11 protein-coding genes are annotated in these 18,043 nt (G+C 42.7%); 4 read left to right on the top strand and 7 right to left on the bottom strand.

All coding sequences use genetic code 11. From position 1 onward, the window contains the following. Window positions 1-9 precede the first annotated feature (9 nt). The 5 genes from MHN81_RS20200 to MHN81_RS20180 all read right to left on the bottom strand — a co-directional run bounded on the left by MHN81_RS20200 (window position 10) and on the right by MHN81_RS20180 (window position 11,717). Window positions 10-1,146 (bottom strand): ABC transporter permease, encoded by a 1,137-nt coding sequence (locus tag MHN81_RS20200; RefSeq protein ID WP_239426541.1) that lies wholly within the window; start codon window positions 1,144-1,146, stop codon window positions 10-12. Next, entirely contained in the window at window positions 1,143-1,877 is a 735-nt protein-coding gene (locus MHN81_RS20195) for an ATP-binding cassette domain-containing protein (RefSeq protein WP_239426540.1), read from the bottom strand. The genes MHN81_RS20200 and MHN81_RS20195 overlap by 4 nt, the downstream gene beginning before the upstream one ends. Then, the gene (locus tag MHN81_RS20190; protein ID WP_239426539.1) at window positions 1,877-3,370 is read right to left on the bottom strand and encodes an alpha/beta hydrolase; all 1,494 of its coding nucleotides are present in this window, start codon (window positions 3,368-3,370) and stop codon (window positions 1,877-1,879) included. The genes MHN81_RS20195 and MHN81_RS20190 overlap by 1 nt, the downstream gene beginning before the upstream one ends. A 262-nt stretch (window positions 3,371-3,632) precedes the next feature. Next, window positions 3,633-6,266, bottom strand: coding sequence for a type I DNA topoisomerase (gene topA / locus MHN81_RS20185; RefSeq protein WP_239426538.1), 2,634 nt, complete (start codon window positions 6,264-6,266; stop codon window positions 3,633-3,635). Window positions 6,267-6,521: 255 nt separating this feature from the next. After that, complete coding sequence (locus MHN81_RS20180; RefSeq protein ID WP_239426537.1) at window positions 6,522-11,717, bottom strand: hypothetical protein; 5,196 nt, start codon at window positions 11,715-11,717, stop codon at window positions 6,522-6,524. Window positions 11,718-11,902: 185 nt separating this feature from the next. Between MHN81_RS20180 and MHN81_RS20175 the strand changes: the two genes are divergently transcribed. The 4 genes from MHN81_RS20175 to MHN81_RS20160 all read left to right on the top strand — a co-directional run bounded on the left by MHN81_RS20175 (window position 11,903) and on the right by MHN81_RS20160 (window position 15,958). Next, a complete protein-coding gene (locus MHN81_RS20175) occupies window positions 11,903-13,237 on the top strand; it encodes a dicarboxylate/amino acid:cation symporter (RefSeq protein ID WP_023398364.1) in 1,335 nt (444 codons plus the stop codon). Window positions 13,238-13,392: 155 nt separating this feature from the next. Next, window positions 13,393-14,268, top strand: coding sequence for an NAD(P)-dependent oxidoreductase (locus MHN81_RS20170; protein WP_239426536.1), 876 nt, complete (start codon window positions 13,393-13,395; stop codon window positions 14,266-14,268). Between the two features lie 231 nt (window positions 14,269-14,499). After that, entirely contained in the window at window positions 14,500-15,015 is a 516-nt protein-coding gene (locus tag MHN81_RS20165; protein WP_023398366.1) for a redoxin domain-containing protein, read from the top strand. Continuing rightward, the gene (locus MHN81_RS20160; RefSeq protein WP_023398367.1) at window positions 14,981-15,958 is read left to right on the top strand and encodes a 2-hydroxyacid dehydrogenase; all 978 of its coding nucleotides are present in this window, start codon (window positions 14,981-14,983) and stop codon (window positions 15,956-15,958) included. The genes MHN81_RS20165 and MHN81_RS20160 overlap by 35 nt, the downstream gene beginning before the upstream one ends. An 82-nt stretch (window positions 15,959-16,040) precedes the next feature. Here MHN81_RS20160 and MHN81_RS20155 read toward each other — a convergent pair whose 3' ends face one another. Together MHN81_RS20155 and MHN81_RS20150 are read right to left on the bottom strand one after the other, a co-directional pair. Further along, entirely contained in the window at window positions 16,041-17,366 is a 1,326-nt protein-coding gene (locus MHN81_RS20155; RefSeq protein ID WP_023399444.1) for a sodium-dependent transporter, read from the bottom strand. Between the two features lie 121 nt (window positions 17,367-17,487). Next, window positions 17,488-18,018: a DUF924 family protein gene (locus tag MHN81_RS20150; protein WP_023399443.1), complete on the bottom strand. Its 531-nt coding sequence runs from the start codon at window positions 18,016-18,018 to the stop codon at window positions 17,488-17,490. Window positions 18,019-18,043 lie beyond the last annotated feature (25 nt).

Below are 18,043 nucleotides of genomic sequence, written 5' to 3'. Positions count from 1 at the left end.
AGGCCTATTTTAAAGGCCAAATACGACTTTTTCACTTTTCAACATTCTGCTACTCAACATAGTGAAGATAGCAAATAAGGCTAATGTGCCAAAAGATGACAATATCACTTGCATCAGAGGAAGTTCATTGCCCTTAATAACCTCAATCATGGCATACTGCTGCGCTGCAATCGGGATCCATTGTACATAGTCAGTCGCGATATCATAGGTTGTCATCATACTCAAACCTATAGGTACAAATAACACAAAAGCAACGTAAGATTGGGCCTCTTTGAACGACTTTGCCATAAAAGAGACAAACACAAGTAAACTCGCCGACATTAAAGCAATAGGTATTCCTATAAGGGTGCAAAATAGTATAAACATAACGTCTAAATTGATGCTAAAACCAAGTTGCTCCCATGGCACCATGCCATATGCGAACTTGGAAACAATCAAGACTAGCACCAGCCCTATCATCGAATAACTGGCGATAGCAGCTACTTTTGCTAACACTATTTGCGTGCTGCTCAATGGGTGGCTCAATAAAAGCGCCAATGAATTTCGCTCTCGCTCACCTGCACTGGTATCAATTGCTAAGTTCATCGCAGAATAGAATAGCGCAATGATTATAGACAGAGTTGCAATACCTAAAAACATCCCCCCTTTTGAGTCTGGCGTTGCCTGATCATGGGTTTGCACATTGATTGCACGCATAATACTTGGGTCAATACCCCGACTAATAAGCCTAAGCCCTGCGACCTCAGAATTATATCGAGCAAGTGCGGCCTCTAATCGACGAACTGACTTGATCAGTTTGTTATCAGATTTGTCGGCAACTATGGTTACTCGTGCACTGCGACCTTGTGACATATCCAGCTCATAATCTTCATCTATGATGAGTGTAATCGCTTTTGCACTACCCTCTTTACCATGGCTAATATCAAAACCTTCAAGATAACTTACAAGACTAGGCGCTGCATCTGAATTCTCTACTGTTATTTCGAGCGCTTCTGGAGAACTCAATTGCTTCAACAATATAGTAAATAGCAAACACATAACAATTGGTGCACCAATTGCGTAATAGAGACCCGCCATAACCGAGCGTTTATCTCGACTAGCATCGAGCATTTCTTTTTTGTACAGAACTTGAACGAGTTTAATCATGCAGCAAGCCCTTCATCTGATCCAATTAATGCTATAAAAGCCTCTTCCAGTGTTTCCTTTTGAGTCTGTTCACATAATGCTAGAGGAGACCCTTCAGCAACCACTTTACCGCTTGCCATAACAACAACATGGTCGCACAATGCTGCAACTTCTTGCATCACATGACTAGAAAACAAGACACAATGCCCCTGCTCTTTGAGCATAAGCAACAAGTCACGCAAAATACGTGTACTCATAACATCTAGCCCACGGGTAGGCTCATCAAGAATAATATTTGTCGGCTGATGAACAATCGCTTGGGCTAATGCAGTTTTCATACGCTGCCCTTGTGAAAATCCCTGGCTCTTGCGATCAGCAATATCACCCATTTGAAGTTTTTCAAGTACATTACTTGTTGCTGAGATCGCCTGTTGCTTTTCCATCCCACTAAGCTCTGCAAAAAATTGTATATATTCTCTGGGCGTTAAACGCTCATACAGGCCACATGGGTCGGGGAATAAGCCTAGCTGCTGCTTGGCACGCATAGGCTCAACTGCCACATCAATATTGTCTATCTTGGCAAACCCGCTATCGGCTTGAAGCAGACCAAATACAGTCCGCAAGCAAGTGGTTTTACCTGCACCATTGGGGCCCAAAAGGCCAGTTATCTTGCCATCATCTGCACGAAAACTGAGTTTATCGAGTGCCTGCACTGAGCCAATCTTTTTCTCTAAGTCGGTTACTTCAATCATTATTTTCCTCCTTTACTCTGGTTGGCTACTGGACCATTAATATTCATGAAGTACTGTTTTCGATTGTCTTTGTCCAAACAATCGGTGGTCAGCTCAGAAAACGTCAAAGTATTAATGAATTGCCCTATCACTTTGTTGGCACATGTTTGTGCTGCAACGCCGTGAGTTGCAGATGGCGCTACGAGGTGCTTTGCATTAGACAAATTAACCATAGCAAGCTCCGCCCAGCTGGGCGGCGTTGCGGGGTCTAAACCACCAGAGAGAAGTAAAATAGGTAAGTCTGTTTTTACCGGTTTATAGAATGACTCATCAACTGGCTCTACTTGCCAAATTGGACAAATGGCATCTAACGACTCAATCATCATTTTACCAAAATAGGATTGGCTATATTGAATTCGGTCGGGTTCGGTCAGGTTTGGCCAGTCTTCACCACATGTGATAGCGCTGTGCATACCCATTGCAATGCCACCTAATGTTGTTTCATTGCCAAGTAATCCAGCCAGTGGGCTATAGTTTCCACGCTTAGCCGAGTCTATTACCAGCGGGATCAATGAACGTGTAGTATGGCTATATAAAGCCATTCTTACCGCACCTCGCAGTTTACTTTCGGTGATTACAAGTTTGATCTCTTCAAAGGTGCGAGGATGTCTGACTTTTACAGTAATCGGTTTATCTTTAAGCGATGCAATAAGCTCTGCATAGTCATTGGCCAGCGTTGGATATTGCTCTAAACACGCATTGTCAGCCATGCAATCCAAAAACACTTCATTTAGCGCCCCATCTATAGCGTCACCGATCGCAACTAAACTTTGCTGCATCGGTACGACACCGTCAAGTGTTGCACTGGCGACCGACTCTGGGTATTGACGCAAATACTCTTGTGCTATGCGAGTACCATAAGATGCACCATACAGGTGCAATTTGTCATACCCAAGCGCGATTCTCACCGCTTCAAAATCGCTGGCGGCAGCTACGGTTGTAAAGTTTGATAAATCAACCTGCAGTTGCGCTTTGCACTTATTGGTCTCTTCTTGTGTAAAAGTAATAAACGAAAGGGCTTGATCGTCGAACGCAAATTGCTCTTTTATGCTGCCACTATCACATTGCAAAAGTTGAGATTTTCCTGTACCACGCTGGTCCACAAGAATAATATCTCTGTTCTCTCTTGCATACTTTAAGTTACGTGCAAATATTGCCGCCACTTCAATCGCTGATTGCCCAGGACCACCAGCGAATGCTAGAACAGCCTCTTTTGAGTGTAATTGTTTTATTGCCGGTATTACGGCGAAATGAATTTCTATTTTTTCCGAAGACGATTTTTTTGACAGTGGCTGGCTAACCGAACCACACATTAATCGGTCTTGAAGTCCTTCTACATAACACGCTTCAAGAGGCGTATTTTGTTGCGCAGTGGCTATCCCAGAACAGGCAATGGCAAGAGTCGCTAAGCCAGAACTAAACAGCTTAACAAAGTGGCTGCCGTACTTATTCATTACTGTTTTCCTTATGTAAATCAACACCTATTTTTAGATCCGTTGTTGATATTTTTTGTATTAGTGGATTAATACAGAGGGCGTTAGAATAGAGGGCCAACAGAGGCAAGTCAACTGTTCACGTTTCTAATTTAGATGCATAGAATACGCAATCATTAAAACAGATATAGCTGTGATTTTGGCTCCTCGGTAGGTTAATTTGATTGGCGTTGCTTTGAAAAGGTCTGTTCAATAAAAGGCCAGCAAATGCTGGCCTTTTTAGTTATTTTTTACGCTTTTTCTCTTCTTCAACCCACTTACCATCAACAAAGGTTGCTTTCCAGCCTGTGGCTTTTCCTTCAACTTCTGTCATGACATATTGAGTCTTCGTTTTTCGAGAGTACCTAACTACAGCCAAGTTTCCATCGTTATCCTGCTCAGGTGCATCCGCAAGATAATAAAACTTAGGAGAAATACGATCTCTAAATCTCTTCAGCTCTGCCACTTTTGGCGCGCGAGTCTCCCGTGATTTAGGGAATGTATGCGCCGCCAAGAAAATGCCTGATGCACCGTCTCTCAGGACGAAGTGTGCTTCCGACTTTTCACATTCCAATTCAGGTAGCGGAACTGGATCTTCTTTTGGTGGAGCAGGCTCACCGCTTTTCAGCAGTTTGCGCGTATTTTTACAATCTTCTTTTGTACAGCCAAAGTACTTGCCAAAACGACCTGACTTGAGCTGCATATCAGCGCCACATTTGTCACACTCAATAACAGGTCCATCATAACCTTTTATCTTGAATGTTCCCTGTTCAACAACATAACCACCACATGCGGGGTTATTACCGCACACATGGATCTTGCGTGTCTCATCTATCAGGTATGAGTCCATTGCCGTTTCACAGATTGGGCAGCGTTTTTTCTGTCTTAAGCTTTCTGTCTCTGCGTCTTCTACGTCCTTATCAATGGCTTCATCACCAGAGATCAGATTCATTGTTGTTGTGCAACGTTCTTTAGGTGGCAAGCTATACCCGGTACAACCTAAGAACACACCAGTCGATGCAGTACGAATACCCATTTTTCTGCCACAAGTTGTACAGTCAATGTCTGTCTCGACCATCACATTTTGACGCATGCCGCCTTCGGCTTCGTCTTGACCTGCCAATTCAAGCTGCTGTGAAAAATCCGCATAAAACTTATCAAGAACATGAGTCCATTCCCTTTCACCTTCAGCAATGTCATCCAAACGGCCTTCCATTTTTGCTGTAAAGTCAAAGTTCATTAGATCGTTAAAGTTCTCAACTAAGCGGTCTGTGACTATCTCTCCCATTTTTTCAGCGAAGAAACGTCTATTTTCTACACGTACATAACCACGCTCTTGGATTGTCGAGATAATCGCTGCGTAAGTAGACGGACGACCAATCCCTCTTTTTTCCAATTCTTTAACTAAGCTTGCTTCACTGTATCTAGCCGGTGGCTTAGTGAAGTGCTGTTTAGGATCAAGGCTCACTAAGTCAACGTTGTCACCTACGGCCACAGCAGGCAATGCTTGCTCTTCTTCGTTCTTTTTGCGCACTGCTGGTTGTACTTTAGTCCAACCGTCAAATCTCAGTACACGCCCACGCGCTTTCAACGTATAGTCGTTTGCACCAAGAGTGATATTTGTCAGGTCATACTCAGCAGGCGTCATTTGGCAAGCAACAAACTGTCGCCAAATAAGCTCATATAACTTCTTAGCGTCCGCATCTACGCCTTCAACATGCCCTGACAATACATTTACGTCAGACGGTCTAATTGCTTCGTGCGCTTCCTGAGCATTACCTTTGGCGCTATATTTTATAGGTGCTTTTGGCAAGTACTTATCGCCAAAGTTACCTTGAATATAGTCGCGACACATTTCAACAGCATCATTTGACAGGTTTGTTGAGTCGGTACGCATATACGTTATGTAACCTGCTTCATACAAACGTTGCGCCAACATCATGGTTTTCTTTACGCCGTAACCCAATCTGGTGCTCGCAGCCTGCTGCATGGTTGAAGTAATAAAAGGTGCACTCGGCTTACTCTTACTTGGCTTCTCTTCAACTTTAACAACAGAAAGACTTGCGCTTTCAATATCCGCAACTGCTTTTAATGCTTCTTGCTCGTTAACGGGCTTAAACGCTTGACCTTGATACTTTGTCACAGCAAAGCGAACATCGCTTGCTGCCAACTTAGTATCGGCATGAATATCCCAGAACTCTTCAGGGATAAACGCTTTAATTTCTCTTTCTCGCTCAACCAACAAACGCACAGCAACTGACTGAACTCGGCCTGCTGATAACCCACGTGCGACTTTTTGCCACAGTAGAGGTGAAACCATAAAACCTACAACTCGGTCTAGAAAACGGCGAGCTTGTTGTGCATACACCATATCAGTATTGAGCTGGCCAGGCGCCTCAAACGCTTGCGTAATCGCGTTTTTGGTAATCTCGTTAAATACCACCCGCTTATACTTTGACGCATCGCCACCGATGATCTCTTCAAGGTGCCAAGCGATTGCTTCTCCTTCTCTATCCAAATCGGTTGCGAGATAGATGTGGTCTGCATCTTGAGCAAGCTTTGTAAGCTCTTGGACAACTTTTTCCTTGCCAGGCAACACTTCATAGTGAGGCTCCCAGCCCTTCTCAGGGTCTATGCCCATTCTTGCAACTAAATTAGCGTAGTCCTTCTGTTTGCGATATGCCGCCTTCTCTTCTGGTGACATTTTACGTACTTCAGCCGGAGACTTGGTAGCAACCCCTTTGGTTTTACCCGCTCCTGACGTTGGTAGATCACGAACATGACCTACACTGGATTTCACAATGTAGTCTTTTCCCAAATACTTATTAATAGTTTTGGCCTTTGCGGGAGACTCTACGATTACTAGCGATTTGCCCATATTTGCCTATTTTGACTAATTTTGTCTGTTGTGCCCTCTTGGGCGTTATTATTTATAGGTATATCCACAAACACCTATTGTTACAAGCTTTTCATTCTAACTTTTATCTGAACAGTGATTAATTAAGCAATTATTGCTTCATTTTTACTCAATCACATCTTTGGACTTGTTAAAGAGGCGAATATAGCGGATATGTGAGGAAATTCAAGCGTTAATAAAAAAGGGCCTTAAAAAAGGCCCTTTGACTACGAAATTTTAACCATTATCTTGGATCGTCAGTGTTTTGGTTCTTTCTATGCTTTCACCAGGATTATTAGGATCTGGAATCGTGAATGTCACTATTAAGTTTCCAGAACTAATATTATTAGCGGCATTTTCTGGTGTCACCAACACAACAGCTCTGCCACGCTCAAAACCGCCACTCGCAAATATTGTACCTGTCAATTCTTGTACAGTTATAGAGCCGTTCTGAGTAGAAATACTCACCGTTGTGCCTTCCGGCAGTGAATTACCATATAGGTCAGAGTAGTAAATCTCGACTGTAACTTCTTCAGTTTGATTAGCTTCTGTGCCTAACACTATACGATTCACGTCGCAATAAGCATCATTTTCTGTGGCCTCTAGTCCGAACAAACCGTTGACTGGGACATCTGGGTCTGTATTTTCACAATCGGCACCACCAATGTGGGATTTAGCAACGACAAATCGAGCATAGACAACATCACTTGATGCAACAATTTCGAACTGTTTTCTAATATCAACGAGGTCTTTGCTACACTGACCTGCTTCCTCAGCTGTTTGACCACATAAAAGGCCATTGTAGATGCCTGTTGTCGGATCAGCAGGTAAGCCATCGTAGCGACCATTATTGTTGGCATCTAAATAAAACTCATTGTGACCACCATTACTCAGAGTAGGTTCACATGGGTCGTTTGCTTCACCATTACTTGGATCACAATCTACAGCATCAAATTGATTATTGCTGTTAAAATCAATAAAAGCTTCAGGTAAATCGTCGTTTAATGGCTGAAATTCACCGATATCAAATAAACCATTTTTGCGAGGAATGGTATCTGTTGAAGGCTTATCATGGAAGTTTTCTTGACCTTTTGCCGTCGCAAGAACCGTAACTCGGGCACCTCGTACTACGGTTCTAGTCACATCAACACCATCAATGTTTTCAGTGAACGTAGCCGGGAATGCACCGATACAAGGTACCGGTTGTCCCTGATAGGTATCACAGACGTCACTAATTTTATTGCGCCATTTATCTGCTGTAAAAGGTAACTCCCCTTGAGATCGCCACTGAACCTGACAGCGTCCTTTATCAGCAAAACACTGGTATGACTCATCTCCACCCGTGCCATCTATGTTACCAACTACTCCAGCTTCCGCTTGAACATTTGCAACAAGGTCATCTTTAGAAAGTTGATTAAACTGATCACCAAAGAACACGTTAATAGTTGTAGTTATACCGACATAATTTTGCGTATTCAGAATATACGTCTCTGGTGCCGCATCAAAACTATCTTGGTCAGGCACACCTGAAGATAAGACCACACCAGAAGAAACAGCATTGATCTGGTCATTTGCAGGGATCAGCGAATAGCCCGTAATACCAGCTGGCAGTTCACAGAACTCTAAACTTGGATCCGCCGTACATTGATCAATTTTAGACTGCCAGCACGTTGGGAACAGGTTAGTTAGAGCTGCCTGCGCGATTGTCTCGTCAGGAAGGTAACAAGCTTCCACGACCAAGCCTCCAGGTACGACACCACCTTCGATCAAAGTTTTTGCTTCACCATCATTGTCTGTATTACCTTTATAAGTATTTAGGCTTGCCTCACCCGTTAAATCCGCAAACCTGAACTCAATCTGCTTTTGTCTTAGCGGGTTATCATCTGTGTCAATCAGCTGGAATGTAATAGTTGACGTCACAGGTACACTGCCGGTTGCAGGAGGTAACCCAATAAAGCGGTTACTTGCACTAATAAACTTCAATGATTGCACAGGAGCCGTATTGACATAGAAAGCATAGTTAACCGGATCTGCGGCAGAAATACTGGCTGTTATTGTATCATTGCCATTACAACCACTAGCGCGATACGTAGAAGTGGCTACCCCAGCTTGAGTTCGTACTGGGCTATCAATTGTCGCCAATGTACCAGCAGGCTGCTGACTTGCACAGATAGTCGAAAAGCCAATGTCTACAGGCTGTTCATATAAGTCACTCAAAGCTTCATCTGTGTACACGCTAGCAGTCACGATAAAGCTATCACCGGCGTCTAATTCAGGCAGTGGTTGATCTGGGTTAGTCGACGCGGGTAAATCTGCAGACAGCTGCAAGTAAAGCTGCTGTATACCAACAGAGAAGTTTTCGCTTGCATCTTCACCGTCAAAGCTAACACTGATCGTGCCTGCACCGTCACTGTCTCCAGGCTGCAGCTTTAAGATTGCAATGCCATTTACATCCGTCAATACCTTGCCTGAGCTAGGCAGTACCTGCCCTTTATCCGTCGAAACGTCGATAATTTGGTTCTCTACACTCTCACCGGCGCTGGTCACCTTACCTAATTGAATAAATAGTTCAGGAATAACACTGGAGTCGACACTGGTTACTTCAGTACAATCACTTGGGTCAACTGGGTTGGAAGTGTCATTGCGTATCGCGTCCCAATCAGGTGCACAGTTGACTAATAGGCGAATGTCAAAACTATAATTGCCATCAATAACAACCGCATCACCTTTAGAGTTAAACACAGCCGGGTTTGTTGTGATGCCCTCATATTGCGCCGTAACTTCTCCAACGCCTGACACCGTTGTAACAAATAAATCTATTGAAGCTTTACCTTGGCTATCTGTCACCGCTCTGCCATTTTCCGGAGACATTGTTGCAACTTCATCTACCGAAAAAGTCACCAAGGCACCTTGAACCGGACTACCGTCTTCTGTAAGCACGGCGGTGACTTCTGCCCTATTATCTTTTGTCAACAAGTTGCCTTCATTAATATCTGCACCGTTGCCGTCCTTGATAGATTCAATAATCAGTAATAAGCCACCATCGCCTTGACTATTAAAATTGAAGTTGCGCGATACTTCTTCGCCGTTACTTGCAGTAAATGTCGCTGTAACTCTACCAGCTCCTTTAACGGAGTTATCTTTGAGTTGAATAGTAGCAACACCCGAGGCATTGGTTAAAACCGAACCAGATTGCGGGTCTAATGTTCCAAACGCATTGACCGTAAATTGAATTTGTTGATTTTCAAATGCAGAACCATTTTGTAACAACGTCGCGCTCAAAGTCAGTTCTGAATTACCAGACAGCTCATTGGTTTCAGTACCTGACGCATTTCTTGCAACAATTGATAACTCAAATGCCGAGTCACCAAAATCAGGATCTCCCTCTGTATAGTAAATATATTGCTGCGTCACGGTTTCAGATGTCATGGGGTCTGTATAGGTCGCTGACAGTTGTCCAACGCCATCCTCATTGTTAGCAACCAGCTCTAGTGATGCTTTACCATTTGCCTGAGTTGCAGCCTGACCATCAGAAGGTACAGTTGCTGCCTTACCGCCTGTAGAGACATTGACAATCGCATTACTGACCAATATACCATTGTTGGAAAGCGTGACTTCTACTGAGCCTTTCGTCGTACCGCTCAGCGGATTGCTTTGGCTAATTGGATTGCCATTTTCTTTATCTGTAACAGTGAGCACCATTTGCAAGCCGCCATCACCAGCACTGATAAAGCTGAAAGATTTACTGATCACCTGATTGTCTTCAGTCGTATATGTTGCCGTAACGACGCCAGCTCCATCAACATTGTTTTCAGTTAAAATGACCGGCGCAACACCATCAGTGCCTGTTTCTACCACACTACTCGCCAGTAAACCTTTGTCATCAACCGAAAAGTTCACATTTTGTCCTGACACAGGCGAACCGTTTAATGTTAGTGTCGCCTTTACAGTCAACGGTGTAGCAAAAGACAATTGATTTGAAGACGCTCCAGCAGCCGTCTCACCAACAATTGCAAGCTCATACGTCTGCTGACCAAAAAACTCGTCTCCATTTGAGTGATAATTAACTGTGTTGGTTACAGTCTCTGTTTCAGTCGTATATGTCACCGTTAGCGTGTCAACGCCCGACTCCATGTTTGGAATAAGTGCCAATGTAGCTTGACCGCTACTATTTGTCTCAACACGACCATCTGATGGCAATGTAATGCCTTTTGTGCCCGCATTAACAGATACAATTGCGCCAGATAGTGGTTGACCGTTGTCTAATAAATTAATTGAGACCGAGCCGTTTTTCCCTGTATCTAATGGGTTTTGCTCAGAAATTGCGTTGCCCTGAGGATCTGTGATTTGCACCTGCATCTGCAAACCGCCGTCACCCTCACTTTCAAAGCTTATAGATGACGAAACATCTTCAATTTCAGTACCCGGAGTTTCATAAGTAACATTTAACTGCCCTACGCCAGATTCATTATTGTCAATCAGATTAAAGGTGACTACTCCCTGCTCATCTGTTTTCAGTACATTGGTCGCTGAACCAATCAGTGCCTTATTAACGGTAAACACAAGAGGTTCATTGGCAAGTGGTTTACCGTTTAGTGTTAAGGTAGCTCTCACAGCTATCGGCGAAGAAAACGACAAGTCATTTGTTTCATTGCCCTGTTGGTCTAAACCGACAACAGATAAGGCGTAAACTTGTAGCCCAAAAAATTCGTATCCGTCTGAAACGAAGTTTGTACTATTAGTAATGTCGCCATAGGTAACAACGATTGACCCTGCACCAGTTTGCCTAGTTGCATTAATTTGAAAACTGGCCTGCCCGTTTGCATCAGTGACGATTTTACCGTTACTTGCGGTGCTGATCAGTTCATCAAATGTAAAGGTCAGAATTTGACCTGTTAAGGGCGTCCCATTGCTGGTTAATGTCGCCATAACGGTCGCTGGATTTTCACCACCTAATCTATTGTCGGTGTCGACTTCATTACCATTGACATCGGTAATGGTTAGCGCAATTTGCGTGCCACCATCGCCCATTGCCGCATATTCGATTGATTTGGTGAGTGTTTCACTATTTACATCGAAAGACGCGGTTATGGTACCTGCACCTTGATTATTATTCGCAACTATCCCAACTGTAGCAATACCTTCGCTATTCGTAAGCGCAGACGTAGAGCCATTAAATTCGGAAAATTCATCGCCGACAAATTTGACCAGCCTATCAGCTTGAGCTTGACCATCTTTTGTAACTTTGGCTTGGACCTGAATAGGATTTGAAACGCTGAGTTCGGAAGAACCACTTTGAGAATTGAGACTTAATGCAATTGCATATTCATCTGTATCATTACCACCATCTCCGGAGGTGTCTTTTTCTATCGACCCCCCTCCGCCACAGGCTGTTAGAAGGAATATCATAAATATGGTGCTAAACCAACGCATTGAAAACATCCGCAGTTCTCCCTCGCACAATTTAAAATTAGAGTTATTTGCACAATGTTAACCCAAACCAAGATAAAAAATCACAATTTTTTCGTAGTCTTGGCATTTTTTTTTGTTCATTTTGAACCATCCTGTTAGGCTATAACGATTTTAACAACGAAAAGTTTTAGGGCGTGTCCAAAACAATGACTGATAATAATAAATTTAGCCTGACTACACGTATCATGATAGCCATGATCGCGGGTATTGGTGTCGGTATAATTTTCCAACAAATTCTTGCCGGTGAGCCTGAGTTCTTAATCCCCCTTGGATTTGTCGACTTTCCATTAAGAGGTTTCTTTGTGGATGGTCTTTTCCACGTCGGTGGTCAAATCTTTATTGCCAGTTTAAAAATGCTGGTTGTTCCTCTGGTATTTATATCTTTGGTTTGTGGTACCTGTAGCCTAAGTGATCCTAAAAAGCTAGGTCGTCTAGGTGGTAAGTCTATATTGTTATATTTAACAACTACTGCAATTGCTATCACAGTCGCAATATCACTTGCTCTGCTCGTAAGTCCAGGTGCAGGGATTGATATGCCAACTACAAGCAGCTTTGATGCAAAAGAAGCGCCTACTCTCGCGCAAGTTATCATTGGTATGTTCCCAACTAACCCAATCGATGCCATGGCCAGTGGCAATATGCTCCAAGTTATCGTATTTGCTTTGCTATTCGGTATTGCTATGGCATTAAGTGGAGAGCCTGGCAAACGGATCGCGGCTGTTTTTGATGATTTAAATACGGTCATTTTGAAATTAGTTACTCTATTAATGAACTTAGCGCCATATGGTGTGTTCTGTTTAATGGCAAAGCTGTTTACCGATATTAAAATGGGTTTAATTGTTGAACTTGGAAAATACTTCTTAGTTGTAGTGGCAGCGTTGTTTTTCCACGCTTTAGTAAACTACACTATTTTACTCAAGGTGCTTACAGGTCTAAACCCTGTGACCTTCTTAACTAAAATGAAAGATGCTTGCATGTTTGCATTTAGTACCTCTAGCTCTAGCGCAACAATGCCTGTAACACTTGAAACAGCTACCAAAAAGTTAGGTGCAAACAATACCGTCGCCTCTTTTACAGTGCCTTTAGGTGCAACAATCAATATGGATGGTACAGCCATTATGCAAGGTGTTGCTACCGTCTTTATCGCTCAGGTATTTGCTGTTGACTTAACTCTTAGCGATTACCTAATGGTGATTTTAACTGCCACGCTGGCTTCTGTGGGCACAGCAGGTGTGCCTGGTGTTGGTTTGATCATGCTTGCAATGGTGTTAAACCAAGTTGGTCTTCCAGTCGAAGGTATCGCTATTATCATGGGTGTTGATAGGCTACTGGATATGACCCGTACAGCTGTTAACGTTACTGGTGACTGTATGGTTACATGTGTGGTCGCAAAATCGGAAGGTGAATTAAATCATGATGTTTTTAACGACCCAGACGCAGCGAAAGATCTTGAAGAAAACTTAACTACTTCTAAAGTTTAATTACTCAAAACAGAGTAGCTTGAATATCAGGCTACTCTGTTATAAACCTTTCAAAATAAATGCATGAAAACAGTTCATTATCATGCAAAATATTCAGCCAAAACTCCCCCACTTAAGTTACAATCGAGTCACTTGTCACAACTGGATTGTTAAATATGACATCAAATAACAAAAATGTAGCCTTTATTGGCCTTGGTGTAATGGGATTTCCGATGGCTGGCCACCTAGCAAATCAAGGGTATAACGTCACGGTATACAACCGCACTACGAGCAAAGCACAAACTTGGATGGAAACGTATTCCGGTCAACTTGCGACGACCCCAGCATTAGCAGCCGCGAATGCGGATATCGTATTTATTTGCGTTGGTAATGACGACGACCTCAGAGAAGTAACCACTGGTACTGATGGCGTTCTTCAATCAATGCGTGCAAATACTACATTAGTTGATCACACAACCGCTTCCGCAGATGTAGCGAGAGAATTATTTAAAGCCTGCGAATCTAAGCAGATCGGCTTCATTGATGCGCCGGTATCAGGTGGAGAAGCAGGTGCAGTTAACGGCCAACTTACCATCATGTGTGGTGGTCAAGCAGACATCTACAATGCTGTTGAGCCAGTGATGGCTGCTTATGCACGCTTTTCTAAATTGCTCGGCGATGTCGGTTCAGGTCAAATAGCAAAAATGATGAATCAGATTTGTATCGCAGGTGTTGTGCAAGGTCTCGCAGAAGCATTGCAGTTTGGTCAAAATGCCAACATAGACTGTGAAGCTGTCATTGAAGTGATCTCAAAAGGTGCTGCTGGTAGCTGGCAGATGGAAAACCGTCATAAGAGCATGTTAGATGATCATTATGAGCACGGTTTTGCTGTGGATTGGATGCGAAAAGATCTGTCTATTGCTCTTGATGAAGCCAAAAAGAATGGCTCTACCTTACCCGTAACCGCTTTGGTAGATCAGTTCTACGCCGATGTTCAAAAGATGGGTGGCAATCGTTGGGATACTTCCAGCTTATTAAAACGCCTTGTTTAAACTTTACTTTTTTGTGCCACACCGGTGGCACAGCTCTGCTTTAAATCTCTCTTCACTTATCATTTGTGTACATTTGGTTAAATTTAAACTCCCTTGACATAAAATTGACCAAAATGACTGCTATGCTTGAACAATGGAGGGGATTACACCTCATTGGCAGTCAGTGGATTACACAACAACTCCACATGAAAATTATAAATACAACTCGTTATATGCACGGAACTTTGCAGCATGGATAATATTTACAGATACAGTGTTAAGTTACTTACTGGTGAGACAGTTTCACTTAGGTCATATCAAAATAGACCCGTTATCATTGTCAACATCGCAAGTAAATGTAGTTTTACGCCACAGCTCACCGCCCTTGAAAAAATGTATCGTAAGTATAATAAACAAGGCCTGGAGATAATTGCATTCCCATGCAATCAATTTGGTAAAAATGAGCCGTTAGAAAATGAAATGCTTCGTGAGTTTTATCAATCACATTTTAGTTTGAGTTTTAAAGTTGCTGAAAAAACATTGGTTAATGGCCCTGATGCTCATCCTTTATTTAATTACCTAAAATCACATACGCGGGGCATTGCTCAAAATAGAGCAATAAAATGGAACTACACTAAATTTTTAATCGGTAATAATGGCGAGCTTTTGTCACGCTATGCACCGCGTACAAAGCCTGAATCTTTAAAGCAGATCATCGAGGGTCAGTTGCAAGATGAAAGTAGCACTTTTCAGTTCGCAAAAATATGAAAACGCATTCTTCTCTCAAGCAATTAAAAATTTCATTGATTTTGAGTTTGCGTATTTCGAACATAATCTAAACAGAGATACCGTTTATTTGGCGGCTGGCTATGATGCCGTATGCGTGTTTGTCAATGATGATCTCAACGCTTGTGTACTCGCTGAATTAGCAGAACTCGGTATTAAATACATCGCTCTGAGGTGTGCTGGCTACAATAATGTGGACATTGAGTCAGCGCATGCATTGGGCCTGCAAGTTGTGCGAGTTCCCTCATACAGCCCGGAGGCGGTTGCAGAGCACTGCATGGCCTTGATACTCACCCTAGCGAGAAAAACACATAAAGCATATAACCGTATCCGAGAGGAGAATTTTGACCTCAATGGATTATTGGGATTTAATATCCACAACAAAACGGTTGGTTTAATTGGTTGTGGTAAAATTGGCCAAGCCTTGGTGTCTATCTTAAATGGCTTTGGTGCGCACACGCTTGTATATGATCCCAACATCGGCGAAGGCTCTTATACACAGGTGTCACTCGATATGCTTTTACAGCAGAGCGATATCATATCCCTACATTGTCCCCTAACCGATGCTACACATCACTTACTTGATGCTCAAGCATTTGAGAAAATGAAGCAAGGCGTTATGGTGATTAACACCAGTCGCGGTGCGATAATTGACACACCCGCATGCATTACTGCACTCAAATCAAAGAAAATCGGATATTTAGGGTTAGATGTATACGAGCAGGAATCGGAACTTTTTTTCAAAGACCGCCGTGAAGAGATCATCCAAGATGACACCTTTGTAAGGCTAAGTGGTTTTCCTAATGTACTAATCACAGGTCATCAAGGGTTCTTTACACAAGAAGCACTGACAGAAATAGCAAATACCACACTGAAAAACTTATATGCACTTAAACACAAGACGCATACTCCAAACCTCGTTTAGTACATATGGCCCCTTTTAAACCAAATGATAACAAAAAAGCGCAGCCAAATGGCTGCGCTTTTTTGTTATCTGCAATTTGGTGTTATTTATTGATAACGACATTAACGAATACGGCTGTCATTAGTATCGGACAAATAAATCGCAAATACTGAGCAAACCAATAGCGTAAACCTGTCGCGTCCAATAGCAGTGTATTACCTCGCTTCCACATCCAACCAACTGTGATAAAGTAAAAAAGTCCCATCAAAGGTAGTTGATATCGAGTGAACACTGAAATCACCAAACCAAACAGCCAATCAAAGTTCATAATGATTAAGCTTGAACAAACTAAAATCACTAAAGTGACAATCCATGTTGCTTTTCTTCTTCCCATACCATGATTTTCAACTAAGAATGAAACCGGTATTTCTGTAGAGGAAATAGTCGAAGTTAAAGAAGCAATAGACATAAGTACGAAGAACGTGAGACCGACCCAAATGCCTATTTGGCCCATACTTTTAAATAGCTCTGGTAAAATTGCAAAGATCAGACGCCCTTCCCCAGCTAATTTTCCATCTTGAAAAACTTCCACGCCGTTTTGCTGCGCCACGAAAATAGCCGGAATAATCAGCAAACCAGCTAAAAATGCAACACCGGTATCCAACATGGCGACACTAAAAGTCAACTTAGGTAAGTTTTCATTGGGCTTTAGATATGAGCCATAAATCATCATACAACCGACACCAAGAGACAACGAGAAAAATGCCTGGCCCATTGCTGCAATGATCAAATCCGGATCAGTAATCTTATCAAAATTAGGGACCAAGTAAGCTTTGAATCCTTCTGCCGCCCCTTCTAACGTTGCCATATAAGCAATCAAGCAGCACAACAAAAGTAGCAACATTGGCATTAATCGACGAGACCAAGTTTCGATACCTGATTTCACCCCTTTTAAAATAATTGCCGCAGTTAACAGCAGCATCAAAGGCGTAAACACAAAGTTTCTCGCCGTTGAGTCACCAGTTAAAAACTGACTCACAGCATCCATACCAAACAACGAAGTTAACGGTTCTAGAGAATGTGCCAGCATCCAACCGGCAACAATAGAATAGAAGCTGAGCATCACAATTGCGCCACTCAAACCAATATAGCCAGCGGCCGCTCCTACATTAGGTTGCTTTTCTTGCCAAGCTTGCTTGAGAGCTTTTACTGGATTTGCCTGTGCTTGATGACCGAGATAAAGCTCGGTATACAACGCAGGTAATGCCAGCAAAAAGATAACGATAAAATATGCGAGTAAAAATGCACCACCGCCATGATTGGCAGCTTGAGTTGGGAAGCCCCAAATATTTCCTAAACCAACAGCGGCACCCGCTGCTGCTAGGACAAAGCCAAGTCGGCTTTGAAAACCATCACGTACCTGAGCCATAATCGAACACAAATATAATTATTGTTTTGGCCAGCGATTATACCTTTTTGATTGAAAAATGCGAGCACAACAACCCTGATACGGGAACTCCCCTCGCCCATTAATGAATAAAACTCACCAATTAAAAACTAGAGCCAGGCTGCTGCAAAAACTCAAGTTCTTCATCCGTTGAAACTCGACCTAGAATCTCGTTTCTGTGAGGGTAACGTCCAAATCGATCAATTATTTTTTTATGTGCCAGCTCAAATTCGTAGCCCGGTAATTCGCGAAATAAAGCCTCTGCTTGGCGATGAATGACCGCGCTCTCACTATGCATAAACGGCATATATAAAAAACCTACTTCTGTATCGTTTAGGGCCTGATCAAACCCTTTATCAATGGCCTGTTGAGATAAGCTCAAAGCCAGAGCATCACTGGCAAAAGCCTGCGGTGTATCTCTGTACATATTTCTCGGGAATTGGTCTAAAACGATAATCTCACACAATGAGCCAACAGGGGTATCTCTCCACCTTTCCAACTCGCCGTTGTGTGCCATTTTATGTAGAACTGAAAATTGACTTTTGATTTTTTGGTCAAACGCTGATGACTTCTGCCACCAATCTTTTTCTGAGCATGTAACAAACCAAAACTCATAGATATCTTGATACTGCATGGGAGGCCCTTATGCAAATTATTGT

Origin of the sequence: Pseudoalteromonas sp. Of7M-16 (assembly GCF_022347805.1) — a bacterium.
GTDB classification, from domain to species: Bacteria; Pseudomonadota; Gammaproteobacteria; order Enterobacterales; family Alteromonadaceae; genus Pseudoalteromonas; species Pseudoalteromonas luteoviolacea_F.
The sequence above is the reverse complement of the archived record's forward strand: the minus strand, read 5'-3'. Positions and strand labels throughout refer to the sequence as shown.

Bases quoted from the DNA above. Each gene is read 5' to 3' on its own strand.
- MHN81_RS20200 (WP_239426541.1), bottom strand. From the start codon at position 1,146: ATGATTAAACTCGTTCAAGTTCTGTACAAAAAAGAAATGCTCGATGCT.
- MHN81_RS20195 (WP_239426540.1), bottom strand. From the start codon at position 1,877: ATGATTGAAGTAACCGACTTAGAGAAAAAGATTGGCTCAGTGCAGGCA.
- MHN81_RS20190 (WP_239426539.1), bottom strand. From the start codon at position 3,370: ATGAATAAGTACGGCAGCCACTTTGTTAAGCTGTTTAGTTCTGGCTTA.
- topA (WP_239426538.1), bottom strand. From the start codon at position 6,266: ATGGGCAAATCGCTAGTAATCGTAGAGTCTCCCGCAAAGGCCAAAACT.
- MHN81_RS20180 (WP_239426537.1), bottom strand. From the start codon at position 11,717: ATGCGTTGGTTTAGCACCATATTTATGATATTCCTTCTAACAGCCTGT.
- MHN81_RS20175 (WP_023398364.1), top strand. From the start codon at position 11,903: ATGACTGATAATAATAAATTTAGCCTGACTACACGTATCATGATAGCC.
- MHN81_RS20170 (WP_239426536.1), top strand. From the start codon at position 13,393: ATGACATCAAATAACAAAAATGTAGCCTTTATTGGCCTTGGTGTAATG.
- MHN81_RS20165 (WP_023398366.1), top strand. From the start codon at position 14,500: ATGGATAATATTTACAGATACAGTGTTAAGTTACTTACTGGTGAGACA.
- MHN81_RS20160 (WP_023398367.1), top strand. From the start codon at position 14,981: ATGAAAGTAGCACTTTTCAGTTCGCAAAAATATGAAAACGCATTCTTC.
- MHN81_RS20155 (WP_023399444.1), bottom strand. From the start codon at position 17,366: ATGGCTCAGGTACGTGATGGTTTTCAAAGCCGACTTGGCTTTGTCCTA.
- MHN81_RS20150 (WP_023399443.1), bottom strand. From the start codon at position 18,018: ATGCAGTATCAAGATATCTATGAGTTTTGGTTTGTTACATGCTCAGAA.